This is a genomic window from Pseudomonas marincola (genome assembly GCF_900116605.1).
Classification (GTDB): domain Bacteria; phylum Pseudomonadota; class Gammaproteobacteria; order Pseudomonadales; family Pseudomonadaceae; genus Aquipseudomonas; species Aquipseudomonas marincola.
Genome location: NZ_FPBC01000013.1, coordinates 1 through 26,777, shown reverse-complemented (window position 1 = coordinate 26,777; position 26,777 = coordinate 1). Strand labels below are relative to the sequence as shown.

The 26,777-nt window shown below is 56.3% G+C and carries 22 protein-coding genes and 1 rRNA gene; 9 read left to right on the top strand and 14 right to left on the bottom strand.

Features of this window, described 5'->3' with window-relative positions; all coding sequences use genetic code 11:
• Positions 1 to 85 precede the first annotated feature (85 nt).
• The 3 genes from BM395_RS18190 to BM395_RS18180 all read right to left on the bottom strand — a co-directional run bounded on the left by BM395_RS18190 (position 86) and on the right by BM395_RS18180 (position 4,858).
• A complete protein-coding gene (locus tag BM395_RS18190; protein ID WP_090514554.1) occupies positions 86 to 1,672 on the bottom strand; it encodes an arylsulfatase in 1,587 nt (528 codons plus the stop codon).
• A 611-nt stretch (positions 1,673 to 2,283) separates the two neighbouring features.
• Positions 2,284 to 3,237: a LysR family transcriptional regulator gene (locus BM395_RS18185; protein WP_069900788.1), complete on the bottom strand. Its 954-nt coding sequence runs from the start codon at positions 3,235 to 3,237 to the stop codon at positions 2,284 to 2,286.
• A gap of 169 nt (positions 3,238 to 3,406) precedes the next feature.
• The gene (locus BM395_RS18180; RefSeq protein ID WP_090514551.1) at positions 3,407 to 4,858 is read right to left on the bottom strand and encodes a diaminopimelate decarboxylase family protein; all 1,452 of its coding nucleotides are present in this window, start codon (positions 4,856 to 4,858) and stop codon (positions 3,407 to 3,409) included.
• 974 nt (positions 4,859 to 5,832) lie between these two features.
• On the opposite strand from BM395_RS18180, the gene cyoA reads away from it, so the two are divergent.
• Genes cyoA through cyoE form a run of 5 tightly spaced genes read left to right on the top strand, consistent with a single transcriptional unit; the run spans position 5,833 to position 10,662 of the window.
• A complete protein-coding gene (cyoA, locus tag BM395_RS18170; RefSeq protein WP_090514544.1) occupies positions 5,833 to 6,768 on the top strand; it encodes a ubiquinol oxidase subunit II in 936 nt (311 codons plus the stop codon).
• A 6-nt stretch (positions 6,769 to 6,774) separates the two neighbouring features.
• Complete coding sequence (cyoB, locus tag BM395_RS18165) at positions 6,775 to 8,805, top strand: cytochrome o ubiquinol oxidase subunit I (protein WP_090514541.1); 2,031 nt, start codon at positions 6,775 to 6,777, stop codon at positions 8,803 to 8,805.
• Positions 8,806 to 8,810: 5 nt separating this feature from the next.
• Positions 8,811 to 9,437: a cytochrome o ubiquinol oxidase subunit III gene (gene cyoC / locus BM395_RS18160; protein WP_069900714.1), complete on the top strand. Its 627-nt coding sequence runs from the start codon at positions 8,811 to 8,813 to the stop codon at positions 9,435 to 9,437.
• On the top strand, positions 9,434 to 9,772 hold the full coding sequence (locus tag BM395_RS18155) for a cytochrome o ubiquinol oxidase subunit IV (RefSeq protein ID WP_069900713.1): 339 nt from the start codon (positions 9,434 to 9,436) through the stop codon (positions 9,770 to 9,772). The genes cyoC and BM395_RS18155 overlap by 4 nt, the downstream gene beginning before the upstream one ends.
• A gap of 2 nt (positions 9,773 to 9,774) precedes the next feature.
• Positions 9,775 to 10,662: a heme o synthase gene (gene cyoE / locus BM395_RS18150; RefSeq protein ID WP_069900712.1), complete on the top strand. Its 888-nt coding sequence runs from the start codon at positions 9,775 to 9,777 to the stop codon at positions 10,660 to 10,662.
• A 181-nt stretch (positions 10,663 to 10,843) separates the two neighbouring features.
• On the opposite strand, the gene BM395_RS18145 is transcribed toward cyoE, so the two are convergent.
• Positions 10,844 to 11,338 (bottom strand): PaaI family thioesterase, encoded by a 495-nt coding sequence (locus BM395_RS18145; protein WP_090514538.1) that lies wholly within the window; start codon positions 11,336 to 11,338, stop codon positions 10,844 to 10,846.
• 322 nt (positions 11,339 to 11,660) lie between these two features.
• Here BM395_RS18145 and BM395_RS18140 point away from each other — a divergent pair, with 322 nt between their 5' ends.
• The gene (locus BM395_RS18140) at positions 11,661 to 11,882 is read left to right on the top strand and encodes a hypothetical protein (RefSeq protein WP_069900786.1); all 222 of its coding nucleotides are present in this window, start codon (positions 11,661 to 11,663) and stop codon (positions 11,880 to 11,882) included.
• Here BM395_RS18140 and BM395_RS18135 read toward each other — a convergent pair.
• The 6 genes from BM395_RS18135 to BM395_RS18110 form a co-directional block, all read right to left on the bottom strand.
• Entirely contained in the window at positions 11,879 to 12,820 is a 942-nt protein-coding gene (locus tag BM395_RS18135; protein WP_090514535.1) for a DMT family transporter, read from the bottom strand. The genes BM395_RS18140 and BM395_RS18135 overlap by 4 nt on opposite strands.
• A 5-nt stretch (positions 12,821 to 12,825) precedes the next feature.
• Complete coding sequence (gene can / locus BM395_RS18130; RefSeq protein WP_090514532.1) at positions 12,826 to 13,470, bottom strand: carbonate dehydratase; 645 nt, start codon at positions 13,468 to 13,470, stop codon at positions 12,826 to 12,828.
• 175 nt (positions 13,471 to 13,645) lie between these two features.
• Complete coding sequence (rimI, locus tag BM395_RS18125) at positions 13,646 to 14,098, bottom strand: ribosomal protein S18-alanine N-acetyltransferase (RefSeq protein WP_090514530.1); 453 nt, start codon at positions 14,096 to 14,098, stop codon at positions 13,646 to 13,648.
• On the bottom strand, positions 14,095 to 14,958 hold the full coding sequence (locus tag BM395_RS18120; RefSeq protein ID WP_090514529.1) for a YML083C domain-containing protein: 864 nt from the start codon (positions 14,956 to 14,958) through the stop codon (positions 14,095 to 14,097). The genes rimI and BM395_RS18120 overlap by 4 nt, the downstream gene beginning before the upstream one ends.
• Positions 14,955 to 16,502: a 2-isopropylmalate synthase gene (locus BM395_RS18115; protein ID WP_090514526.1), complete on the bottom strand. Its 1,548-nt coding sequence runs from the start codon at positions 16,500 to 16,502 to the stop codon at positions 14,955 to 14,957. The genes BM395_RS18120 and BM395_RS18115 overlap by 4 nt, the downstream gene beginning before the upstream one ends.
• Positions 16,503 to 16,784: 282 nt before the next feature.
• Positions 16,785 to 17,399 carry a hypothetical protein gene (locus BM395_RS18110; RefSeq protein WP_090514524.1) on the bottom strand — a complete coding sequence of 205 codons (615 nt, stop codon included), beginning with the start codon at positions 17,397 to 17,399 and terminating at the stop codon, positions 16,785 to 16,787.
• Positions 17,400 to 17,655: 256 nt separating this feature from the next.
• Between BM395_RS18110 and mksB the strand changes: the two genes are divergently transcribed.
• Genes mksB through mksF form a run of 3 tightly spaced genes read left to right on the top strand, consistent with a single transcriptional unit; the run spans position 17,656 to position 22,483 of the window.
• A complete protein-coding gene (mksB, locus tag BM395_RS18105; protein WP_069900705.1) occupies positions 17,656 to 18,924 on the top strand; it encodes an Mks condensin complex protein MksB in 1,269 nt (422 codons plus the stop codon).
• Positions 18,921 to 19,652 carry an Mks condensin complex protein MksE gene (gene mksE / locus BM395_RS18100; RefSeq protein WP_090514521.1) on the top strand — a complete coding sequence of 244 codons (732 nt, stop codon included), beginning with the start codon at positions 18,921 to 18,923 and terminating at the stop codon, positions 19,650 to 19,652. The genes mksB and mksE overlap by 4 nt, the downstream gene beginning before the upstream one ends.
• Positions 19,649 to 22,483: an Mks condensin complex protein MksF gene (gene mksF / locus BM395_RS18095; protein ID WP_090514518.1), complete on the top strand. Its 2,835-nt coding sequence runs from the start codon at positions 19,649 to 19,651 to the stop codon at positions 22,481 to 22,483. The genes mksE and mksF overlap by 4 nt, the downstream gene beginning before the upstream one ends.
• A gap of 119 nt (positions 22,484 to 22,602) precedes the next feature.
• Here the strand turns inward: mksF and BM395_RS18090 are convergent, their stop codons facing one another.
• From BM395_RS18090 to rrf, 4 genes are all read right to left on the bottom strand, one after another.
• Positions 22,603 to 24,906, bottom strand: a complete 2,304-nt coding sequence (locus BM395_RS18090) for a PqiB family protein (RefSeq protein WP_069900702.1) — start codon at positions 24,904 to 24,906, stop codon at positions 22,603 to 22,605.
• Positions 24,899 to 25,522 carry a paraquat-inducible protein A gene (locus BM395_RS18085; RefSeq protein ID WP_069900701.1) on the bottom strand — a complete coding sequence of 208 codons (624 nt, stop codon included), beginning with the start codon at positions 25,520 to 25,522 and terminating at the stop codon, positions 24,899 to 24,901. The genes BM395_RS18090 and BM395_RS18085 overlap by 8 nt, the downstream gene beginning before the upstream one ends.
• Positions 25,509 to 26,171 (bottom strand): paraquat-inducible protein A, encoded by a 663-nt coding sequence (locus tag BM395_RS18080; protein WP_069900700.1) that lies wholly within the window; start codon positions 26,169 to 26,171, stop codon positions 25,509 to 25,511. Before BM395_RS18080 ends, BM395_RS18085 begins: the two co-directional genes overlap by 14 nt.
• A gap of 317 nt (positions 26,172 to 26,488) precedes the next feature.
• Positions 26,489 to 26,604 (bottom strand): 5S ribosomal RNA (rrf, locus tag BM395_RS18075).
• Positions 26,605 to 26,777 lie beyond the last annotated feature (173 nt).

Genomic DNA, 26,777 nt, shown 5'->3' with positions numbered 1-26,777 from the left:
GCCTTATCAGGCAGAGAAAAACCTGCAACAGCGTTAGCTGCTGCAGGTTGTGAAGATGCCCAAAGATCCAGGGCATTGGCATAGATCAGTTAGTCTGGGACTCTTTGGCCTCTTTCATTTTGACTTTGATCTCTTGGTCTAAACGAGCACGGACCTCGTCGATGCTGAAGCTGGCAGGAAGCTGGCTTGGCGGATAATCGACAAATGTCTGCAGGAACTTCGCAGAACGTTGAGTCGCTTGCTCAGTGATGAACAGGTTTTTGGTCAGGAAGTCGTAGTATTGGTCAGAAACAACGTCTGCACGCTCATACGGATCCATGCGCAGATTGAAGATCTTAGGCAGACGGAGGCAAACGAAAGGTTCGCTCCAGACCTTCATGCCGCCGGGCGCGCGCTGCTCGCAGAAGACAACCTTCCAGTTACCAAAACGCATACCCACCAGCTCGGTATCATCGTTGAAGTAGTAGAACTCTTTGCGTGCACCTTCGTCGGTTTTACCGGTGATGTAATCAAGCTGGTTAAAGCCATCAAGGTGAACCTTGAAGTTCTTACCATCAAGATCGGCCCCTTTAAGCAGGCGTTCTTTGATGTCTGTATCGCCCGCGGCTGCCAACAGGGTTGGGAACCAGTCAAGACCCGAGAACATTTCGCGAGATACAGTTCCTGGCTTGATGTGGCCGGGCCAGCGGACCATCGCAGGTACGCGATAAGCCCCTTCCCAGTTTGAGTTTTTCTCGTTGCGATAAGGCGTGGTGGCAGCATCTGGCCAGGAGAACTGGTTAGGGCCGTTATCGGTGGTGTAAACCACGATGGTGTCATCGGCGATTTTCAAATCATCCAGCGATTTGAGCAGCTTACCCACGTCACCGTCGTGCTCGATCATGCCGTCGGCGTACTTATTGCCGGGCATGCCGCTCTGGCCTTTCATTGAATCACGCACATGGGTAAACATGTGCATGCGGGTGGTGTTCATCCACACGAAGAAAGGTTTATCCGCCTTGACCTGTTTCTCCATGAAGTTGATGGCGGCTTGGGTTGTATCGTCGTCAATGGTTTCCATGCGCTTGGAGGTCAGCGCACCAGTGTCTTCGATTTTGCCGTCAGCGGAAGACTTGATTACACCGCGCGGGGAAGCTGTCTTGATAAACTCCTGATCATCCTTCGGCCACATTGCGCGCTCAGGTTCTTCTTCGGCATTGAGGTGATAGAGGTTGCCGTAGAATTGATCAAAACCATGATTGGTGGGCAGATACTCATCACGGTCACCCAAGTGATTCTTACCAAATTGACCTGTCGCATAGCCGTGCGACTTGAGCGCCTGGGCAATAGTGACATCACGCGCCTGAAGCCCGACTTTGGCACCCGGCAAGCCTACTTTCGACAGCCCTGTTCGGAAAATGGTTTGCCCGGTGATAAAGGTAGAACGCCCTGCTGTGCAGCTGTTCTCCGCGTAGTAGTCGGTAAATTTCATACCTTCCTTGGCGATGCTATCGATGTTCGGCGTTTCATAACCCACAACCCCTTCACCGTAGCTGCTGATATTGGTAACACCCACATCATCACCGAAGATAACCAATATATTAGGCTTGTCTGCCGCCAACACCGTAGGTGAACCGATAGCGGTTGCAACAGCAAATGCGATCCCCGATAGCCACTTCCCTTGCATAGTCATATTTGGATCCTTCCATTGATAAATAATTACCATAGACTTTTATAGCTTTTCGCTCGACAGCTGAGTTAGCTCAGCGTTACACCAGAACATAGTTACTGATGGAACAAGTCGAATTCAAAGTATAAACACGCTTGCAACGCTCAGTCTTAGTTAAGTCAGAAACAGGCCAGTCCTTTTGGATTGAATCGGCGTCAGTTTCGAAAGTGCCATCATTGGCAACAATATGGCCTATTGAGATCACTGCATTTTTGAAGAAATTAGCCGCCAAATCCTGTCAAAGTAGACAACATTCATTAGTTCCGTCCGCAGCCAACTTCCTGCCAAAGTCGCAGCTACATGGAGCTCGCGGGCATATTAAATTGCGGCGTATGAACTGGCACGCAGTGACTTTCCTCTGCAACTAGTGATTAAACGCAGAACTGCTGAAGCCTATATTCAGAATGAGATAAACATATAAACGACCAAGCAAATCCGGCCTGATTGTAATTAAAATGCAGCATTAGCAAACTGCAACAGTAATGAGCATTGCGTTTCAAAAAGTACTGTTTGTTATCAGCATTAAATCGCCACGCTGAACTAAACAGCACTCACCACTTACAGCAACCCGCCGCCTAAGATTTAAAAAACCGCTCTCGCACCGCCGCCACTGACGCCTCCCTGAGCATGGCGATAAAAAGTTGCTCAACGTCAGTTAACAACTGATTTTCCGGGGTTACCAGATACACCTCGTTGACCGGCAGGTCGTCGTAGGGTGGCAGCTGGAAAAGAATCTTCTGTTCGACGAAGGGCTTGGCGCCTTCGACGGTCAATGCCCCGAAGCCAAGGCCGGCGAGGATCAGGCGGCGCACTTCTTCCTCGTTGGGCGATACGGCAACCAACTTGCCCCAGAACTGCAACTCGGCGCGCACTGCGCTAACCGCACTGAGGCCATCGCCTGGCTGATCACTCTCGAACGAGACATAGGCCTGGCCGCGCATATCCGCTGCAGTGAGATCCGGTTTGCCGTACAACGGATGGCGAGCACCGCAGTAAAATGCCATCTGCTCGTAACCAAGCAGGTCGAAATGCAGGCCGGTCTGGGCGGTTTTCTTGTTGCTGATACCGATGTGCAACTGCCCATGCGCAACAGCATTGACGATATCGGCGCTCGGTTGCGAGCTGAGCGTGAGCAGCACTTTGGGGTAGCGCTGATGAAACTTAACCAGCGTGTCATCGAAAGACTGGCAGCTGACATGACTGGCGACCTGAATATGCAACTCGCCGAGTACGGCATCGGTTTCACCAGCGAATTGCTCAGCCATCGAGTCGATGATACTGCCGGCCGAAGACACATACTCGTACACCCGCAAGCCCTGCTCCGTCAGCGAGAACATGCCCTTTTTGCGGTGGATCAGGCGCATGCCCAAATGCGCTTCCAAACGCTTCAGCGCATTGCTCACGCTGGGCTGGCTGAGGGCGAGTTTACGCGCAGCGCCGGTGATGCTGCTTTCCTCGACAATCACCAGAAATGTGTACAGCAGGTTCCAGTCCAAATTGCGCAACAAGCGCTCACGCGGCGACAGCATACGATTCTCCACCCAACCAGCGGTCATAGTAGGCGAAACCGCATGCAACAGCGTACTGGCAGAAACTCGACGCGCTTTAACCGTCATGCATCATCCTTACCCTGTGAATCAAAAACGCCCGAGTCTTGCGAGCCGGGCGTTCTCGGTATGGCACCAGCAGGTGGCCAGGTCAGTCAACGTCGTAGTTGAGCAGGTCTTCATATTGCGCACGGCGGCGGATTAGCCGGCTGCCTTGTTGCAAGTCGACCATCACCGCTGCGGCAGCCTGGCGGCCACAGTACTCGGTCATGTTTTCCAGCGCATAAGCGCCCACATCCAGCAAGGCGATTATGTCGCCCATGCCGGTATCTGCCGGTAACTCGCGCAAGTTGGGCTGATTGACCAGAACCTTTTCCAGCACGCTGCGATGCGCATTCAATGCAGGCTCAGCCGCCAGCAAGGAACTGACTGCGCCCTCGCCTTCGATGTCGTAGTAAGTGTCACTGCTGTCACACAGCGGGCCGGCCATGCGGCAGTTCTTGGTTTGCACATCGTCCGCGCGCGAGGCGTTGACCATGTGGAAATACCAGCCGTGATAGATATCGAACAGCACGCTGTAACCGGCATCGAGGTAATACACCGGATTGTTCTGGCGTTGCTTTCTGGCTTCGATGCGACTGAGCAAAATGGCCGTATCGCTGACCATGCTGCGCCCGGGCTCGACGATGATTTCTATTTGCTCGCCCAGCGCTGCAGCAATCGGTTTGATCAGATGCCTGGAGAGTTGGGCGAAGTCGATACTGGTGCGATAGTTCTCGCCGTAGTGCGCGGCCACCCGGCTAAAGTTCTCTTGCGCACTGCTGTAGTTTTTCGGAAAGCCACCGCCGAGGTTCACATGCTCCAGCGGGTACGGCAGCATCTCGCAAACGTGGCGGACGTAGTCGATTAAGAACTGTGCCTCAGCCTCGTAAATCGCTATGTCGTTCACCTGAGTACCAATGTGCGCGTGTACACCGACCATTTTCAAGGCATCCGGGTGCTGCACAATCAGCTCGATCGCGGCAGCTTGCTCAAGGCTGGTCATGCCGAACTTGGAGCTTGATGTACCGGTTTGCCAACCTGCTGCTGCGCCGCCCTGAATCTCGGGAATAATGCGCAAAGTCAGGCGAGCCTGCTGCTTCAACTCGGTGGCCACCTCAAGAATGCGTTGGACCTCGCTCAGCGAGTCGACGTTGATAGCGCCAATGCCGGCCGCGATCACCTCGCGTAGTTCACCACGCTGCTTGGCCACCCCGTTGAACACCATGTCGCCAGGTTTGTATCCGGCAACGCAGGCTTTGTAGAACTCCCCGCCGGAGTTGACCTCGACCGCCAACCCGCAATCCTTGAAGACTTTGAGCACGGCCAGATTGGCGCACGCCTTACTGGCAAAACACACACGGGTGTTGGCGTGCTCGCGGCGGAAATTGCTGAGGATATCCAGCGCGTTTTCGCGCAACCGTGTTTCCGAATACACATAAAGCGGCGAGCCGTATTGAGCAATCAACGACTCAGCCTGAACCCCGTCAATCAGTAATTTATTGTTCTCACTGGTCAGGTGCTCGGCTCTCTTCCATGGGTGTAACGCAACGACTTGGCTCATAAATACTTACTTGTCTGGGTGAATAAGGCGTGGGTGGAGAACAGCAAGTAAGAATCAGCCGGCATCAGGCATTTATCAAATGCATATTAATTATGTAATAGATTCTCACAGGCTATGCGTGCAACCCCGAGAGCGACCTCCAGCAGCTTGAGACTCAGATTGAGCAAAAGAGTGGCTAACTGCTGTTCGCGAAATGCCAATCGGAAGCGCCAAGCGCACAATTTTGCAAGGCACAGATTGCCTTTGAGCCAGCATTTTGAGCGAGCGAATGAGCCATGCGCGGGCAGTTTGTACAGCTCGATTAAGTCACCCACAACTCATTGATGTGGCATTGAACGGACAACGCAACGCGAACTTGCTAGCAGAAAATCCGTACAAAACTATGGACACAGATCAATTTGGCAGCAGTTTTCAACTGCAAAGCTGCGACCTGGCGTCGCACCTCTGACGCGCGATTTTGCCTGCTTAAAAGTCGCTACAGGCCAGATTTGATAGGGACCTAACAAACTTCCATCGCCAAAAAAGAGCCGTGCCCAGGGCCTGCATCGAGGCACAGCTGGCTATTTGTAACTTGAAGTTACCACCGTAATAACTTGTAATAATTGCGCCACCCTTCATACGGATCTGTGAAATTCCACACAATCCAGCGAAGGGTAACTCCGCGCGCAGGCATTGCTCGTGGTGGCTGAATAACCCGTCGGTTCACACCGTTCAGTGGAATTCACCTCAAAGGATTGTCCGCAGCAAACCCCTCACGGGGTCACGCATACGCTGACTAACAATATTCCAAACAGCGCACAACTCAGTTTCGCCTCGCGAGAACTGGACGGGACAACTTCGTCTGGCGTTATTGCGGCAGCTGAGTTTTGCGCAAAAAAACGTCCGACAGCAAGCGCCGTCAGGACCGTGTCGGCATCGGCGCCCTGAACAGAGAGGGCAGGCGCCGGGGTCAATTCATCCATTAAGGCCGCAAGATGAAAACTGAGCAGTATCTTGGATACCTGAAACGACTGTCGTGGCTGCCCTTGCTCATGCTGGGTGGTTGCAAAATGACCTTGCTCGACCCCAAGGGTCAGGTCGGCGTCGATGAGAAGTCACTGATTATTACCGCGACTTTGCTGATGCTAATCGTAGTGATCCCGGTAATCGTGATGACGCTGGCATTTGCCTGGAAATACCGAGCGTCCAACACCAAAGCCACTTATAAGCCGAACTGGGCTCACTCCACGCCAATCGAGTTGGTTGTCTGGTTGGTGCCCTGCGCAATCGTCGCAGTGCTGGGCACTATCACCTGGACCACCACTCACGAACTGGACCCTTACCGCCCGCTCGACTCGGACGTTAAGCCAATCGTAATTCAGGCGGTTTCGCTGGACTGGAAATGGCTGTTTATTTATCCGGAACAAGGCATTGCCACGGTTAACGAGATCGCCTTCCCGACCGACACGCCGGTGAGCTTTCAGATCACCTCGCAGAATGCGATGAACTCGTTCTTCATCCCACAACTGGGAAGCCAGATTTACTCGATGGCTGGCATGCAGACCAAGCTGCATCTGATCGCGAACCACGAAGGTAGCTTCGACGGCCTGTCCGCCAACTTCAGTGGTGACGGCTTCTCCGACATGAAGTTCAAGGCCATAGCCACCTCCCAGAAGGGCTTCGATGCCTGGGTCAGCAAGGTCAAAGCCGCCCCCACCCAGCTGGATCAGAACAATTATCCGCAGTTGGTAAAGCCCAGCGAAAAAGCGCCGGTGCAGTACTTCGCGGCGGTAAGCCCAACGCTCTATCACTCAATTCTCATGCAGTACATGCACGGCCCCTCGACGTTGCTTGATGGCAATCAGGCTGAGGCCGGGATGAACAGCAAGCAGCCCATGCAAATGCCCATGAACGCAAGTATCAAGGAGTAATCACTGATGTTTGGCTTGTTAACGCTTGACGCAGTGCCCCTGGACGTCCCCATTGTCATGGGCACTCTGGCAGTCGTCGCCCTGATTGGCCTGGCCGTCGTGGCCGCCCTGACCTATTACCGCAAGTGGTCGTACCTGTGGACCGAATGGCTGACCTCGGTTGACCACAAAAAAATCGGCGTCATGTACATCTTCGTCGCCATGATCATGCTGCTGCGCGGCTTCGCGGACGCCATCATGATGCGCGGCCAGCTCGCGATGGCCGAGGGCGCCAATCACGGTTTCCTGCCGCCAGAACACTATGACCAGATCTTCACCGCCCACGGTGTGATCATGATCATTTTCATGGCCATGCCGTTCATGGTCGGCTTGATGAACATCGCCGTACCGCTGCAAATCGGTGCTCGCGACGTGGCCTTCCCGTTCCTCAACTCACTGAGCTTCTGGCTATTTGTCGCCGGTGCGATTCTGGTCAACGTGTCGCTGGGAGTGGGTGAGTTCGCGCGCACCGGCTGGGTCGCTTATCCACCGTTGTCGGAGCTTGGATACAGCCCGGGAGTGGGAGTCGACTATTACATCTGGGCCTTGCAGTTATCCGGTTTAGGCACGCTGCTAACGGGGGTCAACTTCCTGGTGACCGTGCTGAAGATGCGCACGCCCGGCATGAAGCTGATGCAAATGCCGATCTTCACCTGGACCTGCACATTCACCAACATTCTGATTGTTGCCTCGTTCCCGATTCTCACCGCGACTCTGGCGCTGCTCAGCCTGGACCGCTATCTGGACATGCACTTCTTCACCAACGAGCTTGGCGGCAACGCCATGATGTACATCAACCTGTTCTGGGCCTGGGGCCATCCAGAGGTGTATATCCTGATCCTGCCGGCCTTTGGTGTGTTCTCGGAAGTGATCTCCACCTTCACCGGCAAGCGTCTGTTCGGTTACACCTCAATGGTCTGGGCGACTGCAGCCATCACCATTCTGGGCTTCGTGGTCTGGCTGCATCACTTCTTCACCATGGGCTCCGGCGCCAACGTAAACGCCTTCTTCGGTGTCGCCACCATGATCATCTCGGTACCCACCGGGGTGAAACTGTTCAACTGGCTGTTCACGATTTTCCGTGGCCGCCTGCACTTCACCACGCCGGTTCTCTGGACTCTGGGCTTTATGGTGACCTTCACCGTGGGCGGCATGACCGGCGTACTGCTAGCCGTTCCCGGGGCCGACTATGTATTGCACAACAGCCTGTTTCTGATTGCCCACTTCCACAACACGATTATTGGCGGGGCGGTATTCGGTTACCTGGCTGGTTTCACTTTCTGGTTCCCTAAAGCCTTTGGCTTCAAGCTCGACGAGCGTCTGGGCAAATGCGCCTTCTGGTGCTGGATCACGGGCTTTTTCGTGGCGTTCATGCCACTCTACGTGCTGGGTTTCATGGGCATGACCCGTCGCCTGAACCACTACGACAACCCGCTGTGGCATCCGTACCTGATTGTCGCCTTCTTTGGCGCGGTGCTGATTTTTTGCGGCATTGCATTCCAGATCGCCCAGATTCTGGTCAGCATCAAAAACCGTGACGCGCTGCGTGACCACACTGGCGATCCATGGGGCGGCCGTACTCTGGAATGGTCCACCTCATCGCCACCTCCGTTTTACAACTTTGCGCAGCTACCCACTGTGCATGCAATCGATGCATTCCACGAGATGAAAGAAAACGATACGGCCTACCTGCGCCCGGCCCGTTACAGCCCAATCCACATGCCCAAAAACACGGCGGCGGGTCTGATTATCGGCCTGGTCGGTGCGGTATTCGGCTTTGCCATGGTCTGGCACATCTGGTGGCTGGCAGGCCTGACTTTCATCGCCATGGTCGCCACCTTCGTTGTGCGCAGCTACAACCAGGACGTTGACTACTACGTGCAGCCGGATGAAATCGAGCGTATCGAAAACCAGCGCTTCCCGCATGATTCGGCGCACACCAACAACCGGGCGCAGACATCCGCAAAACACGCCCAGCAACTTGCGCAAGAGGTGTAATTCGCATGTCTACGGCAATTCTTGACTCGCAACACGACGCGGACTCGGCCCACGAACATGATCACGGGCATGACAGCGGTGACATGACGGTTTTCGGCTTCTGGCTGTACCTGATGACCGACTGCATTCTGTTCGCCAGCGTTTTTGCAACCTATGCAGTGCTGGTTAATCACACCGCAGGCGGCCCAAGCGGCAAGGACATTTTCGAGCTGCCTTATGTGCTGGTCGAAACCGCCCTGCTGCTGGTGAGCAGTTGCACCTACGGCATGGCCATGCTGGCGGCGCACAAAGCTGATAAAGGCAAAACCATTGCCTGGCTGTTCCTCACATTCCTCTGCGGCCTTGGCTTCATTGGCATGGAAATCAACGAGTTCCATCACCTGATCGCAGAAGGCTTTGGACCGAACCGCAGCGCCTTCCTCTCCTCGTTCTTCACCTTGGTCGGCATGCACGGTTTGCACGTAACCGCCGGGCTGGTGTGGATGGTGGTCATGATGGCGCAGGTTTACACCCGCGGCCTGACGCCTCAGAACACCACTCGCTTGTCGTGCTTGAGCCTGTTCTGGCACTTCCTCGACATCGTCTGGATCTGCGTCTTCACCGTTGTTTACCTGATGGGAGTTGCCCAATGAGCCACGCACAAGCACACAGTCATGCCGGTGAAAGCCACGGCAGCGTGCGGTCCTACGCCATCGGATTCATCCTCTCGGTAATCCTCACGGTGATTCCGTTCGCGATGGTCATGAGCGGCGATTTCTCGCGCAGTGTGGCGCTAACTTCGATGGTGGTGCTGGGCGTGGTTCAGGTCCTGGTGCACCTGGTTTGCTTCCTGCACATGAACACATCGTCTGAAGGCCGCTGGAATCTGCTGGCCTTCCTGTTCACGGTGTTGATCATCGTGATGCTGGTAGGGCTGGCGATCTGGATTATGGTCAATGCCGACCAACTGATGATGCCGTGGATGTGACCATGAAGTTCAAACGCTATCTTCTGATCACCAAGCCCGGAATCATCTTCGGCAATCTGATTGCCGTTGCAGGTGGATACTTCCTGGCAGCGCAGGGCCATATCGACCTGATGTTACTGCTGTCTACCGTGATTGGCTTATCGCTGGTGGTGGCCAGTGGATGCGTAATGAACAACTGCATTGACCGCGATATCGACCAGCACATGGCGCGCACCCGCGACCGGGTGCTGGTCACCGGCAAAATCTCGCTCAAGGCAGCGCTGGCCCATGGCGTCGTCCTGGGGCTCGCCGGGTTCAGCCTGCTGTGGTTCAAGACAACGCCACTTGCCACTGCCTTGGCGGCGGTGGGCTATGTGGTGTATGTCGGGCTCTACAGTTTGTGGCTCAAGCGCACCTCGGAATATGGCACCTTGGTGGGCAGCTTGTCCGGAGCGATGCCTCCGGTCGTGGGTTACTGCGCAGTCACAGGCCAGTTCGACACCGGTGCTGCAGTGCTGTTGCTGATCTTCTGCTTATGGCAGATGCCGCACTCCTTCGCCATTGCCATATTCCGCCTCAGCGATTACCAGGCAGCGGGTATTCCTGTGTTGCCGGTTAAGCGTGGGATAGACGCGACCAAGCTGCAGATTGTTCTCTACATCCTGGCATTTACTGGCGCATCGTTGCTGCTCACCCTCACCGGTTTCGCCGGTTATGGCTACTTGTTAATCGCGTTGCTGGTCAGTGCTTGGTGGTTGGTAATCGCGCTCTCCGGCTACCGCGCCGTGGATGACCGCCTCTGGGCACGCAAGTTGTTCGCCTTTTCCATCGTCACCATCAGCGCTCTGAGCCTGATGATGTCGATTGATTTTCAGGCCATACCGCACACCAGTTTACTGACCATGTTGTAAGGCATTGCAGATGCTGGGGTGTTCTGGGCGCTGCTTTGCGGCGCTCAACTCGCTCCCTTTGCCCCGCCCTGTGCGGGGCTTTTTAATTCAGCTTCGCCGGCCAAGTCAGCGAACCTTGTTTGCAGCGGCTGACGCTTTGTGAAGCGCTCAGCCTGATCAAGCCACGTGCAGACGCTTAGCGTTACTCGTTACGCCCGTGCGCAGCGGCGCTTAACTGTGCGGTATCGACCCGCACAAATATCGAGTCGCCAATCGCGGTCAGCACATCACCGGCATACACCTCGCAGATAATACGGCTCTTGCGCCCGACTTCGCCCTCGACTTTGGCGCGCAGAGTTAGCGGCACGCCCATGGGTGTCGGCTTGATGAATTTGATGCCGAGATTGCCGGTCACACAGTCAATGCGCGGCAAGCTGCCGAGTTGGCGGCCTTCCTCGCGGTAGTGATAGGCCATTGCCGTCCAGTTGGAATGGCAATCCACCAGCATCGCGATCAGCCCGCCGTATACCAGTTCCGGCCATCCGCAATATTTGCTGTCGGGCAAATGCTCGGCCATTACATGCACACCGTCTTCATGCCAGAAGCTCTTAACATGCAGACCATGCGGATTGCTGGAGCCGCAACCATAGCAAACGCCTTCTGGTGCGACGGTGTCCTGGAGTGAATCGGTGTGCATGCTGAACGACCTCGATACGTCTTGAATGGGAGCCAGCTCAGCGCTTGCTGAATAGTTGCGCAATGAGCTGACGGCATCGCGGCAACATACCGCAGTTTCGCCTGCAGGCAAATTTTGCGCGGCGCGAAAAACCAGCAGACCGTGTTTAAGACCGTGACTGCAATTGCGTTCATGCCCGCTCTGCGCTGCAAAAAAATCTGCCTGATGGCAGCTAAATCAGCTTACCGAGATGGCCGAACAGCCGCATAATCCGCAGCTTGATTCGCGCCCTGGCCTGCACACATCCGGCACGTCCAGCTCGCTGATTTTGTGGAGAACACCTGTGGACACTAATTTCGATAACCTGCGCGCAGAACGCCTGCACGCTGAACCCGATTTCGAGCGCTATCAGCCGAAATCGGGCAACAACTTTGCCGGTTTGTGGAAGCAAATCGCGCTGGGGATCGTGGTCGGTTTTACCACGCTAAGCGTACTGGGCTTTTTGGCCTCGATGCTGTGGATGAAACTGGCGCTGGGCGCGCTGCAGTTTCAAATCCCCAGTTAATCGATCGCCCGGGCTTGAGCGGGCACAGGCGCTGGCGCGTTGCTTTTGATCTGAGTGGCCAACAACAGCCCGGAAAAGATCAGTGCGCCGCCAACCCAATGGAAGCCTTGCAGCCCCTCATCCAGCAGCAGCCAGCCGAGAATGGCGGTGAATACAGGCATCAGGTAATTGGTCAGCGCCGCTTTGGCCGCGCCCATGACCCGGATGCCGTGATTCCATGCCAGATACGCGACCAGTGAGGCAAATACCGCGGTGTAACCAATAGCCGCCAGCGTGCTTGGGGTTGGCGTAAATGTCGCGCCCTGACTGAGTTCATACAGGTAGAACGGCACGATCATCGGCACGCCCAACAACATCAGCATGCCCAGCAAAGCCAACGGTGGAATTGGCTGCAAATACGGCGCCCAGCGACGCAGCAACAGCGAATAAAGGGCCCAATCTGCCACCGCGACCAGCATGATTAAATCGCCACGATTGAACGACAACGTCTGCAATGTAGCGAAACTGCCACGGCTGATCAGCACCAGCAAACCCAGTGCCGCCAATGCCATGCCGAACCAGGCGCGGCGCAGCGGCCACTCGCCCAACAACAAACCACCGCCGATAAAAGTCATCAGCGGCAGACAGGTATTAACCAGCGTTATATTGATCGCAGCGGTGCTGTGCGCCGCGGTGTAGAGCAGCGAGTTATAGACGGCAACGCCGGTTGCCGCGAGCACCAAGAGGCGCCAGCCGGCATTGCGCAGCGCTTGACGATGGCGCAGCAAAGGCCTGATGACAAACGGTAGCAGCAACGACAGCGCCAGCAACCAACGCCAGAACGCCAGCGTAAACGGCGGTATTTCACCGTTGAACGCGCGTGCGACCAAGGCATTTCCCGACCAGCACAACACCGCCAACAACAGGCCAACCATGGCCAACATGCGTGAGTTATTCATAGGTTTCAGCTTTGCCCGAGCGGACGCAAGCGGTATTGGTTGGGCAACTGATCAATACCTTCGACGGTGACGTTGAGGTCTTTCCAACGACCGTCTTTAATCCCGTAAATGCAGCCATGCACCGACAACGGCTGGCCGCGATGCCAGGCATTCTGGACGATGCTGGTGTGGCTGACGTTGGCCACCTGATGGATCACATTCAGCTCGCAAAGGCGGTCTACCCGCGCCTCTTCGGTCGGCAGTGTTTCGAGGCTCTTGCAGTGTTCGTAATAGAGGTCGCGAATATTGCGCAGCCAGCCGTCAATCAGCCCGTACTGGGTGTTCTGCATGGCCGCACGCACGCCGCCGCAACCATAGTGGCCGGTGACCAGAATATGTTTGACCTTGAGCACATCCACGGCGTACTGGATAACCGACAGGCAGTTCATGTCGGTATGCAGGACCACGTTGGCAACATTGCGGTGAACAAACAGATCGCCTGGCAACATGCCAACGATTTCATTGGCCGGAACGCGAGCATCGGAACACCCGATCCACAAGTATTCGGGCGTCTGCTGCTTGGCCAGTTTGGCGAAGAACTCAGGGTCCCTTTGAGTGATCGACTCCGCCCAGCGAGCGTTATTGTCGAGCAGTTGCTGTAAGTCACTCATGGTGCTTCTCCCGGGTATTCAAGCGCGCACAATACGCAAGACATGCTGAGCATGACAAGCTACTTGACCTGTGAGTCACAGTCACGCGCGTTGATGCCGCAAGCGGCGATTGCCCGGCCCAAGCAAAAAGCCCTCAAGCCGGTAAACAACTTGAGGGCTTTATCTGTAAGCGCAATCAGTCGATCAGGGTACACGCCATGACCAGCGCGTCTTCACGCCCGCCAACGGCCGGATAGTAGTCACGACGACGGCCAATCTCATTGAAGCCGTAACGCTCATAAAGGCGATACGCGGTTTCGTTGCTGGCCCGAACTTCCAGAAAGCACTCACCGGCTTTCAGTTGCAGGGCGCGCTGCATCAAGTGTTCAAGCAGGCGCAGGCCCAACCCACGCCCCTGACTTTCGGGCTTTACGGTGATATTGAGCAGGTGCGCTTCATCCAGAATTACATTGATTACACCGTGACCGACCTGCTGATTGCCTTCAAGCATCACCCAGCAGTCATACGATTTAATGCTGTCGAGAAAGGTGCCGCGCGTCCAGGGGTGACTGAACGCTGCGTATTCCACTTTCAAAACTGTTTCGATATCTGCCTCTGTCATCGGCCGAAAACTAATTGCGTCACTCATTCAGCCTGACTCATCCAACGTTGGCGCACTCGGCGCATCGCTTGCCAAAGCTCAGCCTTGCGGGCTGGCTCATCCATTAACAACTCCAACCCGGGCAATGCCCAGGCGGCGCCGACACCTTCGACCTGCAACTCGCGGTTGTAGGCGTCTTCGTGCGCATCGCCGGCAAAACGAATTGCCGGTAATCCAACCAGCCACAGGCAGCTGCAACCGCCCTGCTCTTCGATGCGTGCGGCGGTAAATGACTGCACAAACTCCAGCGCCGCCGCCGGGCCTTGATCCATGTTGCCGCGTGACAACAATGGCCAGCGCACCGGCTCCCCGATTATCTGCGGGCTGTCCGGCAGGCCAGCGGCACGCAGCAAGTCTTTGAGCAACAAGTAAGCCGGGTCGCGCCCTTGCAACGCCTCGCCAGTGGGCAGTTCAACCAGAACATGGCACGCCCCGGCCTTCAGTAGCTGCAAGGCAAAACGCGGCGGCTGTACAGCAACCGGCTTGGCACTGACCTCAATCGTAGCCTCAGCTTTTTCAGTTTCGCCATCATCATTCGCCGGTGGATTAATACGCGCTGGCGTTTGCGGACGTGCGCCTTCAAGTTGCGCGCGGACACTTTGCAGCCCCGCAGCGCCCTGTGCGGTTGCCACCGGTCTAGCGGGTTCCCGTTCGGCAGTTTCAGCCGCTTGCACGCGCTGTTGTGCAACGGGCTCGGCAGTTGGTGTAGCAGCCATTTCAGGTTCGGCTGGGAGAACCTCAAGCAGTTCGGGCCGCGATGGCGCAGCAAATGGCAGCACGCCACGCGGCAGCCAAGTGGCTACCTGCATGGCGCTTAGATAAGCACGGCGGCGTAATTCTGGAATCAAACGTCAGCTACCTGTGGATGCGCCTTGAGTCCCATTTGCATGAGATTCAAGGCATCAATGTAGGCTTTGGCCGAGGCCACCAGAATATCGGTGTCGGCACCATTACCATTAACAATACGGCCACCCTTTTCAAGACGAACAGTCACCTCGCCTTGCGAGTCTGTGCCTTGAGTGATCGCGTTTACCGAGTAGAGCTGCAAGGTGGCCTCTGACCGGGCAATCTGCTCCAGCGCCTTGAATGTCGCATCCACCGGCCCCGAACCTGCCGAGCGGGCGCTGTGCTCAATGCCGGCAACGCTGATTACCACTTTGGCGTCAGGCACTTCACCGGTTTTGCTGGCGACTTCCAGCGTGACCAACTTGAAGTGCTCGGGCGCTTCGGCGGCCAGCGTCTCGGAGACCAGCGCTTGCAGGTCTTCGTCAAAAATTTCGTGCTTCTTGTCCGCCAGATCCTTGAAGCGGGCAAAGGCTGCATTCAATTCAGCCTCACCGGCCAGAACAATCCCCAGCTCATCAAGCCGGGTACGGAAAGCGTTACGCCCCGAGTGCTTGCCCATGACCATTTTATTGGTGTGCCAGCCGACGGATTGCGCCGACATGATCTCGTAGGTTTCACGGTGTTTGAGCACGCCATCCTGATGGATGCCCGACTCATGGGCGAAGGCATTGGCGCCCACGATGGCCTTGTTTGGCTGCACCGGGAAACCAGTAATCCCCGAAACCATGCGCGAGGTGCTGAGGATATGCGGCGTGTCGATGTTGGTGTGCACACCCAGCAGATCTTCACGGGTTTTAATCGCCATGACGATTTCTTCGAGCGCCGCATTACCTGCACGTTCGCCCAAACCGTTGATGGTGCATTCCACCTGACGCGCACCTGCCACCACGGCGGCTAACGAGTTGGCAACGGCCAGCCCGAGGTCGTTATGACAGTGCACCGAGAACACCGCCTTGTCGGCATTCGGCACACGCTGCAGCAATTCGCCAATGGTGGCGGCGTATTGATGCGGTATCGCATAGCCGACCGTGTCGGGAATATTGATGGTGGTCGCACCCGCATCGATGGCGGCTTCGATGATGCGGCACAGGAAATCAATCTCGGAGCGCCCAGCATCCTCACAGGAGAACTCAACGTCGGCGCATTGATTACGCGCCCGTTTAACGGCATGCACCGCCTGTTCGATAACCTGCTCGGGCTGCATGCGCAGCTTGTACTGCATATGGATCGGGCTGGTGGCGATGAAGGTGTGAATCCGTCCGGAGTTGGCGCCGGCCAGCGCTTCAGCCGCGCGGTCGATATCGGCGTCTACAGCACGGGATAAGCTGCAAACCGTGCTGTCCTTAATGTGGTCAGCAATCGCCTTCACCGCCGCAAAGTCACCCGGACTTGCAATCGCGAAGCCCGCTTCAATTACGTCCACGCGCAGGCGTTCAAGAGCTTTGGCAATGCGCAGCTTTTCTTCACCGGTCATCGAGGCGCCCGGGCTTTGTTCACCATCACGCAGGGTGGTGTCGAAAATTATTACGCGATCACTGTTGCTCATGCTCAGCTCCTGTTGCCCAGACGATTAACGCGTCTGGTAAAGGCTAGATTCAGTAACGCCGATTGTGGCTATCACGCCGCTCACCCGCGCTCCAACGGTCGAGTGCGCGGCAAAATACCTCGGCCCGAAAAACAAGAACTCGAACCTGACAGGTGAATTGTGGCTGGAAACACGGCAAGCGGAAAGGCCAACGATGCCGGACGGCACAATTGACTGAGAAATCAGCCCTGTGCAGGCGCTAAAGATAAGGTTGCAGCGGAAACTAACTAAACGCGGCGCGGATTAAGCCTCAAGCCCTGCAAACAGGGTAAGCAGGCGGCCAACAACGGCTTTGCGCAGCAGGCGGATGCTGTCGCTGGACATATGAGTCAGATGCGCGGGATTGATCCGATACAACTCCAGCGACGGCATCCGCGACTCGTAGCTGCGCAGGTCGCGCTTGAGCAATACCGGCAGGAAATCATCGCTTTCTTCGCGGTAGCGTTTAATCAAGAGGCGCAAACCATTTTGAAAAGGTAATTCGCTTGAGGCCAGCAAACGGCATTTATTCGGGATTTTCAGGTAGACCCCGGAATGCCCGAGCACTTCACCTGGCAATATATGCACACCGGTGGGCTCTATCGCCGCCGCCGGAATACCCTGAAACGTAGAGTGCCAGGCATTTTGGTTGGGCAAGATAGTGATGCTGCCATGCTCGGTACTCGGCATAACGAAGGTGTACTGGCCGTACAGCGCCTCTTCGAAATGCGAATAGATGCACAGCCGGCTTTCGAAGCGCTGGATAAACGCCAGCGCTTCATTGCGATCAGTAATCGCCTGTTGATCCCAGGATAGGTCGTGCGGCGCATCAAGCGCCGCCCAGCAATCATCGTGATACATAGCCGCCACTGCAGACATAAAATTCATCTCAAACGAGTCGATTCAGACACTTGCGCAAAACATGCCAACTTGCCGAGCTAGCCATATGGGCAACATAGTGCCTGTATAGCTGGGTAAATCCCTGGCAAAAGTCGCAAACTGCCGAAATACGTCAGGTCCATCAAAACGTACTGCCAAACCGATCACACATAGCCTCTGATCGGTTGAAGCGTCATAAGTTTCGGTTCAATGCAGTACAATCAGCGCTTTTATTGATTGAGCGACCCGCACTTCAATGATCGATCCAAAGCGCGTATTGCGTGCCCTTGCCGAACACTGGACGTTACTCGAGCCGCTCTGCGAGCGTTTCGATACCGGCACACTAAGCCTGATAGAGCTACGCGCTCAGCTTTCAGCCCAGTTGCCCGATAGCACACCAGTGGACACCACCGCCCTGCTCGACCAGTGGATTCGTCTGGATATTCTTGTGCCTGTGGCCAAGAGCCCCAACCGTTTCGAGCTCAATGCGCAAATTCACGACTTCCTCGCCTACCTGCGCCGCGAACACCGGCTTGGCCTGTGCCTGGAAATCGAAGCGTACCTGCGCCATCTGGAACGGCTTGCCGGTTACATCCGCGATGCTTTCGAGGTGCGTGACGCACATGACCTGGCCCGCCAGTTGCGCCTGCTCGACATGCGCGTGCGCGATGTACTGAAAAAGCTCGCCAACGATGAACAGGCATTGGTCGCGGTGGCCGAGCGCGCCAAGACCAGCGACCGGCAGATTCCGCTGCGCCAGCGCTACGCCGAAGTCCTGGCCACCTGGGATGAATATGTCGAGCCGATGATTCAGTTGGTCAGCGCCGATGGAGCCTTTGAACAGGGCGTGTATCGCGTCGAGCATGTGTTGCTGCGCTTGCTGACCGAGCAACAACGTCTAGGCCAACTGGTGGATGACGACCTGCTGCTGCGCACCCACGCGCGCATCCTCGAAATGCAGACCACCGCGCAGCTGACCTTGCGCCGTGCGCGCGAGCTGCTGCTGCCGCTGCGTGAAGAAGCGCGCCGGCATAACGCTGTCACGCGTGGCGCTGCGCTGGCGCTGGCGGCCATCCGCCGTAAAGGGATCGACGCCGTGCCGCAAGCCTCGCTGGCGTTGTTCAATCGCCCGCAAAGCACCTTCCTTGGCAGCGCTTCACAGGTTGAGGCATACGTGTATGCACTGGCGCGCTTTGAGCCCAAGCCGGCGCAGTTCCCTAAAGCCAGTGGCAGCCGCAAAGGTCCCGCACCGCGTTCGCCGCGCACAGCACGCGAGATGATCGAGCGCTGCGAGCAAGCACTGCCGTTACCCGACCTGATGAGTTGGTTGCTTGAGCAAGAACCGGAGGGGGCAACCGATGAGTTGCTCTACTGGTTCTCGCGTTTGTCGCGTGATAGCCGTTTCCAGCGCGAGCGCCTGGAACGTCGCGACTACCTCACCGCTGAGCATCAGCTGAACCTGAGCTCATTCACCCTGATTAAAGGCCACACGGCATCCGCTAACAACGAGAAGAACAACGCATGAATATTGATCTCTCAGAGCTGTCGCAACTGGCGCCGATCTTTCGCGAGCTGTTCAAGGGTTACCACCTGAGCCGCCGTGACCCCGAACTGTATGCCCAGCTTTCGAATCAGCAAGACCAATACCGCACCCTGTTCAAGGCACTCGGCTTCGAGCTGAGCTGCGACCCGCGCGGTTTCTATTACTTTGTTCCGGAACAAGCTACGCCACAGGTCAACAAGACGGCGCAACGTTTGGCGCTGTTCACCTTCATTCTGGTTGAGCATCTGGCGGATCAGGGCCGTGACCCGCTGTCTGTGCTGGATGGCGGCAGTCTGGGCCGCGATGAGTTGCCGTCGCTGCTGGAAAAGTATCGTGACCTGTTCCTGCAAACCGAAGTCACCACGCAGGAAGAGCTTGAAGAGAAAATCATGCGTCGCCTGTGTCAGCTGGGCTTTGCCAGCGAAGACAACGGCATTTATCGCTTTCTGGCGCCGATGCACCGTTTCCTCGATGTCTGCCTTTCCGTCCAGCAGGACCGCGATCTGGCGGCCGCGCTGCACAGCAACTTGCCACTGCCAAGCCCGGTGCTGATCGACGAAGACGAGGAAGAAGCCATCATCAGCCTCGAATCCGAACCACAGAGCGAAACTGAAACCGAAACCGAAACCGAAACCGAAACTGAAACCGAAGAACAGGCTCTGGCCCGAGCGCTGGCCGAAGAACGCGCCCTTCAGGAGAATGATGCATGAGCCAGGAACGCTACGGAATTCGCCGCTTCGCCCTGCTGAATACCGCCGGTTACAGCCTGGGATTATTCCCGCTGGAAAACCCGCTGTCCGTTTATGGTGCCAACAACCTCGGCAAGAGTGCGTCGATTAACGCGCTGCAATTCCCGATTCTGGCGCGCATGTCGGACATGAGCTTCGGCAAGTACAGCCTTGAGCAGTCGCGCAAGTTCTATTTCGCCACCGACACCAGTTACATTCTGGTCGAAGTCAATCTGCCGCACGGCTCGCACGTTATCGGCGTGGCCGGTCGCGGCCCCGGGGGCGGCTTCGGTCACCAGTTCTTCGCCTATGCCGGCGAGCTTGATCTGGACCATTACCAGAAGAACGGCACCTGCTTGCGCCAGCGCGAACTGTTCAACAACCTTGAGCGCGAAGGCATCAAGGCCTATGAACTCAAGCCTGACGAACTGCGCCGCCTGCTGGTGGGTGGACACACGTCGATCCCACTGGACCTGACCCTGATTCCGCTGCGCTCGACCAGCGAGCAGAGCCTGAAAACCTTCCGTGCCCTGTTCATCAACTTGCTGCACATGCGCGAAATCACCGCGGCCAAGCTCAAGCAGCTGTTCCTCGATGCCTTCGAGCACAGCCTGCGTTCGGGCAGCGTCGATTACATTGCGGCCACTGAAGAGGCCTTCCGCGACGTACGCCGCATGGAGCAGGATTATCAGGCGCTGGTCACCGCTGGCCCACTCATTGAAGCCTTGTCTGCTGGCGTTCTTCAGCGCGAGATGCTGCGCGGTAAGCTGCATCGCATCTCGCCTCTGCTCGATAGCCTGCTGGGCACTTGGCAGGATTACGCCAATGCGCGCCGCGAAGAGCTGGTGATTCAAGCCGAACACTACCGCAGCGAGCAGGATGGCCTGCAACAGGAGCAGCGCGGCGGCACCCAGGAACTGATGCGCATGGAGCGTGAGATCAGCGAGATTCAACGCTGGCTGGGCGAATTGAGTGTGCTCAAGAACCGCTTCGCACTGGTTGAAGATCCCAAGGTGCTGGAGCAACAACTGCTCGCGGCCAAGGACGCTCACGATGAACTGGCGGGTGCGTTGGCGCAATCGCGTCAGTTCTCCAGCGAAGATATTGGCGAACGTTTGCGCGACCTCGAGCAACGCCTCAAGTCGGTCAAGCAGCAGCTTGAACATGCCGATAACAACAGTTACTCACGCTTGCGCGAAGAGTTCTCGCAGCAGGATGTCGATCGCCTCATGCGCTTGTTCAACGGCCAGTTGTTCAGTTTGCCGCTGGGCGCGAAAGGCATTCAGCTGGACGACAGCGATGCGTGGGTGAAGTCGCTTGAAGCAATTCTGGATGGCTTTACCGGCGACCAGTTCGAGGTTCCGGGCCTCTCAATCGACTTGTCCAATATCGAGCCGCCCGCCCTGCAGGCACTGGCTGACCGCGCCGCTTTGCGTGACCAGAAAGACCGTCTCGACCGCGAATACAAGCAACTGAAAACCCAGCAATCAGTCGCCTCCGACCGCGCCGCTAGCAAGGCGCAGGCCGAGCAGTTGTATCAGGGCGTACTCGATGCACAGAAGGCCCTGGAAGACTTCCGTCGCCAGCAAACGCTCACGGTTGAAGAGCCGCAAAAGCTCGAACAACTGGCGCAACTTGAAGCCTCGAAGGATGAACTGACCCGCGCCAGCGACTCGTTCACCGAGCGCGTGCAACAGTTGTCGGCCAAGCTGCAATTGATCGGCCGCCAATTGGCCGATCTGGAAGCCAAGGAACGTACGCTTGAAGACGCCTTGCGTCGTCGTCAGTTGCTGCCGGCAGACTTGCCGTTCGGGACACCGTTCATGGACCCGATCGATGACTCGCTGGATAACCTGCTGCCGCTGCTCAATGACTATCAGGATGCCTGGCAGGGCTTGCAACGTGTCGACGGGCAGATTGATGCGTTGTATGCGCAAGTTCGTCTCAAGGGCGTTGCCAAGTTCGACAGTGAAGATGATGTCGAACGCCGCCTGCACTTGCTGGTGAACGCCTACGCGCACCGTCAGGACGAAGCCCTGACACTGGCCAAGGCGCGCCGCGCTGCCGTTACCGATATTGCGCGGACCCTGCGCAATATCCGCAGCGACTACGACAACCTTGAACATCAGTTGGCGTTGTTTAACCGCGAAATCAACAAGCGTCAGGTGTCTAACCTGGAGAGCTTCCGTATCGTCTTGGCGCCGAACAAGGAAGCACTCAAGCACATCGACCAGATTATCCACAGCGCCGGTCAGTATGAAGAAGGAGAAACCCTTTCGGTATTCGACCTGTCGCAATCGGCGGAACAGGACAGCAAGAACGAAGAGGCCAAGGAGTATCTGGCGCGTCTGGTTGCGGCCAACCACAACCAGTTGGGCTTGAAGGAACTGTTTGAACTGGCCTTCGAGATCACCAAGGTGGGCGGTCAGCCGGTTATCCACACCGACATCGATGGCGCGGCCTCGAACGGCACAACGATGACCATCAAGGCGCTGACCAACATGTACTTGTTGCTGCACCTGATGGACCGCGATCAAGCCGGGCGTGTGCGCTTGCCTTACTATCTGGACGAGGCTGCCGACATCGATGAGCGCAATCAGCAGGCACTGATCGAAACCAGCTTGCAGCTCGGTTTTGTGCCGATTCTGGCGTCGGTAAAACCACAGGTTTCGGCTCACGTAGCGATCGATCTGGAAGGCGGCAGCGGCCCGAACGGTATCTACATCGACGAGGCCGACTGGAAATACATCAAGCCTCGCGAGAACAAGGCGCAGGCCGTTGCAGCGCCACAGGCTGATACCGAACTGGCTTAATGCCAACGGCTAGCTGAACGGCAGTCGCGGCTGATCGCGCTGCAGTTCAAGCAAGCCACCATCACAAAAAAGGGCAGGTCTGAATTATCAGCCTGCCCTTTTTTGTTGCTTCGGTTGTGCTACTTGCCGATGCGGATCTTCGGCGCCCACTGCAGCCATTCTTCATTGGCGGCATCGAACAGCGCGAAGGTCTGCCCGGGTTTGGCGGCTGAGCCCATTTCGCTGACATCCGGCGTTGCAAACGAAACACCACCAGCGATGATGCTCTCGAGTGACTCGGTTTGCACTTGGACTCCCGAGAACAGCCCGGCATCGACGCCAATCCCAGAGGTCGTCCAGAAGCGACTGCCGGTGTGCACGAGCTTGGCGTAGCGCGGCTCGATCAATACATGGATCAACACCCGATCAGCCGTTGCACCCAACTCGTAGTTGACCACCTCGCCCACTTTGACCTGGCGATAGGTGACTGGTGCGCCGGTGTCCAGCGAACCACGTCTTGGGGCGCTCAATACCAGCCGCAATCCAGCATTGGTCACGGCAGCATTCGGCGGCTCAGACAACGCGGTGAAGACGGTCTGCGGCTCGCCTGGCTTGGTGGCCGGCGACACTTCAAGGTAGCGGCCCTTGAGTAAGGTCTCGAGATTGTTGACCTTGCTGATGCCCACCTCGGGCTTGATTACCCAGAACTGCGTGCCACTGCGGGCAATACGCGACGCTGCGGATGTGATGCGCGCAGACACCAGCACCGAACGCAGATCATCAGACAGGTCGATGGTCTCAACCGTACCGACATCCAAACCTTTATAACGAATCGGCGCGCCGGGATTGAGCCCATCGGCGCGGTCCAGACGGATAGTAATCAGTTGCCCTTTCTTCTGCGCCAGATCCTCTGATGAGTAGAGTTTGAAGCGCGACACCCGACGGGTAATCGGCTTAGCGTTGAAGTCCGGTGTATCAAACGCAACCCCGCCAACCAGCAAGGTTTGCAGTGACTCGCTCTTGACCTCAATACCGGACAAGCCGCCTTTCAAGGTAATTCCGCTGGCATTCCAGAACTGCGTCGAGGTGTTTACCAAATGCGCGTATTCCGGCTGGATATGCACGCCAAGCAATACGGTTTTGCTTTTGCGTGAAAGCTGGAAGCTCTGGATAGAGCCCACCTTGATCTGGCGATACAGAACCGGGCTGCCGATATCCAGTGAACCTAAAGCTTCACTGCTCAAGACCAGATGCAAACCGGGCGCTTCCAGATCCAGCGGCGGGACTTTCGCCCGTGCTTCAAACTCGCGCGTTGGCGTCCCGCCCTTCTTGCCGGGACGGATCGCAATGTAGTTACCTTTGACCAACGCCTCGAGCCCGTTTACACCCGCCAGCGAGATCGACGGTTTGACCATCCAGAACTGCGTTCCCTCCACGAGATAGTCTTCGGCTTGCGGGGTAATCGTCAGCTCGGCGTTGGCGCTGTTAAGCCCGGAATCGATATTGAGCTTCTTCACAGTACCGACCTGAATGCCTTTGTACATAACGGGCGTACGACCGGCTTGCAGACCTTCGAAATCAGTCAGTTTAAGGAACACCTTGATTCCGGCCTGCGCCGCATCGAAGTCCTCGTACAGACGGAAAGGAATCGACGGATCGGTGGGTGGGCTGTCGGGGCGCGACTCAGGCGTGGCGAAGGCGATACCACCGGCAACCAGGCTGGCCAGTGACTCGGTGCGCACCTTAACGCCGCTCAGATCAGCCTCGACACTTATGCCGCTGGCATTCCAGAACCGCGTGTGTTTGCGTACCAGTGAACTGTAGGCAGGCTCGATGAAGACTTTGACCTCAATCGACTGCTTGTCCTTGGCCAGTTGATAACTCTTAACCCGCCCCACTTTGATCTGCTTGTAGAACACCGGGCTGCCCTTGTTTAGCGAGCCCAGCCGCTCAGCATTCAGGGTTAAATGAAGACCAGGCTGATCATCCGGCAATGGCGGTATCTCTGCGAGCGCCTTGAAGGTTCGCTGCGGCGTACCTTCGCCCGGCGTTACTGCAATGTAGTTACCCGAAAGCAGCGTCTCCAAACCCGAGATACCCGCCAGGGTGACACTGGGTTTAACCAGCCAGAAACGTGTTCCGCTGAGCAACGACGGTTCGACCGCTTTGTCCATTTCAATCGACGCGATGACGTCGCGCTTGTCGCCGTCATGGTTGAGCGCAAGCTTTTTAACCTTGCCCACTGGCATGCCTTTGTAGATCACCTCGGTTTTACCGGCAACGATGCCTTCGCCGGAGTCGAAATGTACTTCGATATCAATCCCGGCCTCGCTGTAGGCGCGCCAGCCCAGCCAGCCGCCAATGAGCAGGGCCAGAATGGGCAGAATCCATATCGCCGACCAGTTCGATGCTGGGCGCACTTTAGGCCGAGGTAAATCACTCATGGTCGTCATCCGTATCCGTGTTATCCCAAATCAAACGGGGATCAAAAGTTAACGCAGCAATCATCGTCAAAATCACTACACTCGCAAAAGCCAACGCGCCCCAGCCGGGGTCAATGGAGGCCAGCTTGCCGAAGCGAACCAGCGCAACCAGAATCGCAATCACAAAAACATCCAGCATCGACCATCGCCCAATCCACTCGATGAAGCGATACATGAAGCTTCGCTGCCTTGCAGACATCGGTTGATGGCGTTGCACCGAATACAACAAAGTAGCCAGCCCAACCAACTTGAAGGTGGGCACCAGAATACTGGCGATAAACACCACAGCAGCGATAGGCAGCATGTCGTATTGGATGAGCTTGAGTACACCGGACATGATCGTGTCTGCCTCACCGCTGCCCAGAGAACTGACAGTCATGATCGGCAATACGTTGGCCGGGATATACAAAATGGTCGCCGTGATTAGCAGCGCCCAGGTGCGCAGCAAACTGTTGGGCCGGCGTGCATAGAGCTCGCTTCCACAACGGCTGCAGAACTGCATTTCTATTTCTTCATCCTGGCGATTGAGTTGATGGCACTCATCACACACCAGCAAACCGGCATCAATCGCCCGCATGCGTTTCCTCCCCTGCCAGCGCTTCCCATATTTGATGGGGAGACATCGTCACATCGAGCCAAACCTGAACCAGCAGCAGGCTGATAAAGCAGCCCAAGCCGAGGCCGATTGTGAGATCGGCAATATCAACCAGTTTGACGATGGCGACCAGAATGCCCATCAGATAAACCTCGAGCATTCCCCACTCGCGCAAGTGATGATAAATGCGATAAAGCACCAGGCCATAACTGCGACCGATATTGAATTGAACAGTGAGCAATACAACCAACTGGCAGAGCAGCTTGAGCAAGGGCACAACCATACTGCACAGCAACACAATCAGCGCGACAGACTGCATGCCGCTGTCGTACAAACCGAGCACACCACTCCAAACCGTATCCTCGGTACTTTGCCCGAGCAGGTTGAGCCGCATGATTGGCAGGAAATTCGCGGGGATATATAGCAGCAAGGCCGTCACGACCAATGCCAGGCTGCGCCCGATGATACTGTGCCGATGGTTATACAACTCATAGCCACAACGCGGGCACTGAGCGCGGTCACCATCGCCCACAACAGGCGCCTTGTGCATGAGCAGATCGCACTCATGGCACGCAATCAGCTTCTCGATATCCAATTCGGACGCAGGCATTCGATCCGCAACTTCCCGCATGATCACACTCCTGAGTTTAAGTCTGCATTGTAAACGCCCCGAACCTAAGGCCTGCTACAAATGACCAAGTTCTTGTCGCGAGTCAGGTCTTTACTGACAGACAGTTGGGCAGAAACGCAGTTCTGTGCAACCGACATATATAACCGCAGACGTTGGCAAACTGCGCTGTTTAGCACCGCGCAGCGGGGCTAAACAGCCTGCGGTGGTGGTGGCGCCGCTTTGCTGCCTGCTGCCCGCCGCTTCCGAACACCCGGGCATTTTCAGCGCACAAAGTAAAACCCCAGACCGTTTACACGATCTGGGGTTTTGGTATAGGCGCTTGACGATGACCTACTCTCACATGGGGAAACCCCACACTACCATCGGCGATGAATCGTTTCACTTCTGAGTTCGGGATGGGATCAGGTGGTTCCAATTCTCTATGGTCGTCAAGCAATTTGGTTGAAGCCTCGTCAGTGACGCTGCTTCGAATCGGGTATGTGATGTTTTGTAGTTTCGCAAACTTTCGGTGTTCCTACTTCCAGAGACACACAAACATCAAATTGTTTGGGTGTTATATGGTCAAGCCTCACGGGCAATTAGTATGGGTTAGCTCAACGCCTCACA

What these genes read in the sequence shown, in the direction of transcription:
- can (WP_090514532.1), bottom strand. Translation starts at nt 13,470, where the DNA reads ATGAGTGACTTACAGCAACTGCTCGACAATAACGCTCGCTGGGCGGAG.
- BM395_RS18185 (WP_069900788.1), bottom strand. Translation starts at nt 3,237, where the DNA reads ATGCTGTCGCCGCGTGAGCGCTTGTTGCGCAATTTGGACTGGAACCTG.
- mksF (WP_090514518.1), top strand. Translation starts at nt 19,649, where the DNA reads ATGAGCCAGGAACGCTACGGAATTCGCCGCTTCGCCCTGCTGAATACC.
- BM395_RS18190 (WP_090514554.1), bottom strand. Translation starts at nt 1,672, where the DNA reads ATGACTATGCAAGGGAAGTGGCTATCGGGGATCGCATTTGCTGTTGCA.
- cyoA (WP_090514544.1), top strand. Translation starts at nt 5,833, where the DNA reads ATGAAAACTGAGCAGTATCTTGGATACCTGAAACGACTGTCGTGGCTG.
- BM395_RS18110 (WP_090514524.1), bottom strand. Translation starts at nt 17,399, where the DNA reads ATGTCTGCAGTGGCGGCTATGTATCACGATGATTGCTGGGCGGCGCTT.
- BM395_RS18080 (WP_069900700.1), bottom strand. Translation starts at nt 26,171, where the DNA reads ATGCGGGAAGTTGCGGATCGAATGCCTGCGTCCGAATTGGATATCGAG.
- BM395_RS18155 (WP_069900713.1), top strand. Translation starts at nt 9,434, where the DNA reads ATGAGCCACGCACAAGCACACAGTCATGCCGGTGAAAGCCACGGCAGC.
- BM395_RS18135 (WP_090514535.1), bottom strand. Translation starts at nt 12,820, where the DNA reads ATGAATAACTCACGCATGTTGGCCATGGTTGGCCTGTTGTTGGCGGTG.
- mksE (WP_090514521.1), top strand. Translation starts at nt 18,921, where the DNA reads ATGAATATTGATCTCTCAGAGCTGTCGCAACTGGCGCCGATCTTTCGC.
- BM395_RS18085 (WP_069900701.1), bottom strand. Translation starts at nt 25,522, where the DNA reads ATGCGGGCGATTGATGCCGGTTTGCTGGTGTGTGATGAGTGCCATCAA.
- BM395_RS18115 (WP_090514526.1), bottom strand. Translation starts at nt 16,502, where the DNA reads ATGAGCAACAGTGATCGCGTAATAATTTTCGACACCACCCTGCGTGAT.
- BM395_RS18180 (WP_090514551.1), bottom strand. Translation starts at nt 4,858, where the DNA reads ATGAGCCAAGTCGTTGCGTTACACCCATGGAAGAGAGCCGAGCACCTG.
- cyoB (WP_090514541.1), top strand. Translation starts at nt 6,775, where the DNA reads ATGTTTGGCTTGTTAACGCTTGACGCAGTGCCCCTGGACGTCCCCATT.
- mksB (WP_069900705.1), top strand. Translation starts at nt 17,656, where the DNA reads ATGATCGATCCAAAGCGCGTATTGCGTGCCCTTGCCGAACACTGGACG.
- BM395_RS18090 (WP_069900702.1), bottom strand. Translation starts at nt 24,906, where the DNA reads ATGAGTGATTTACCTCGGCCTAAAGTGCGCCCAGCATCGAACTGGTCG.
- BM395_RS18145 (WP_090514538.1), bottom strand. Translation starts at nt 11,338, where the DNA reads ATGCACACCGATTCACTCCAGGACACCGTCGCACCAGAAGGCGTTTGC.
- cyoC (WP_069900714.1), top strand. Translation starts at nt 8,811, where the DNA reads ATGTCTACGGCAATTCTTGACTCGCAACACGACGCGGACTCGGCCCAC.
- cyoE (WP_069900712.1), top strand. Translation starts at nt 9,775, where the DNA reads ATGAAGTTCAAACGCTATCTTCTGATCACCAAGCCCGGAATCATCTTC.
- rimI (WP_090514530.1), bottom strand. Translation starts at nt 14,098, where the DNA reads ATGAGTGACGCAATTAGTTTTCGGCCGATGACAGAGGCAGATATCGAA.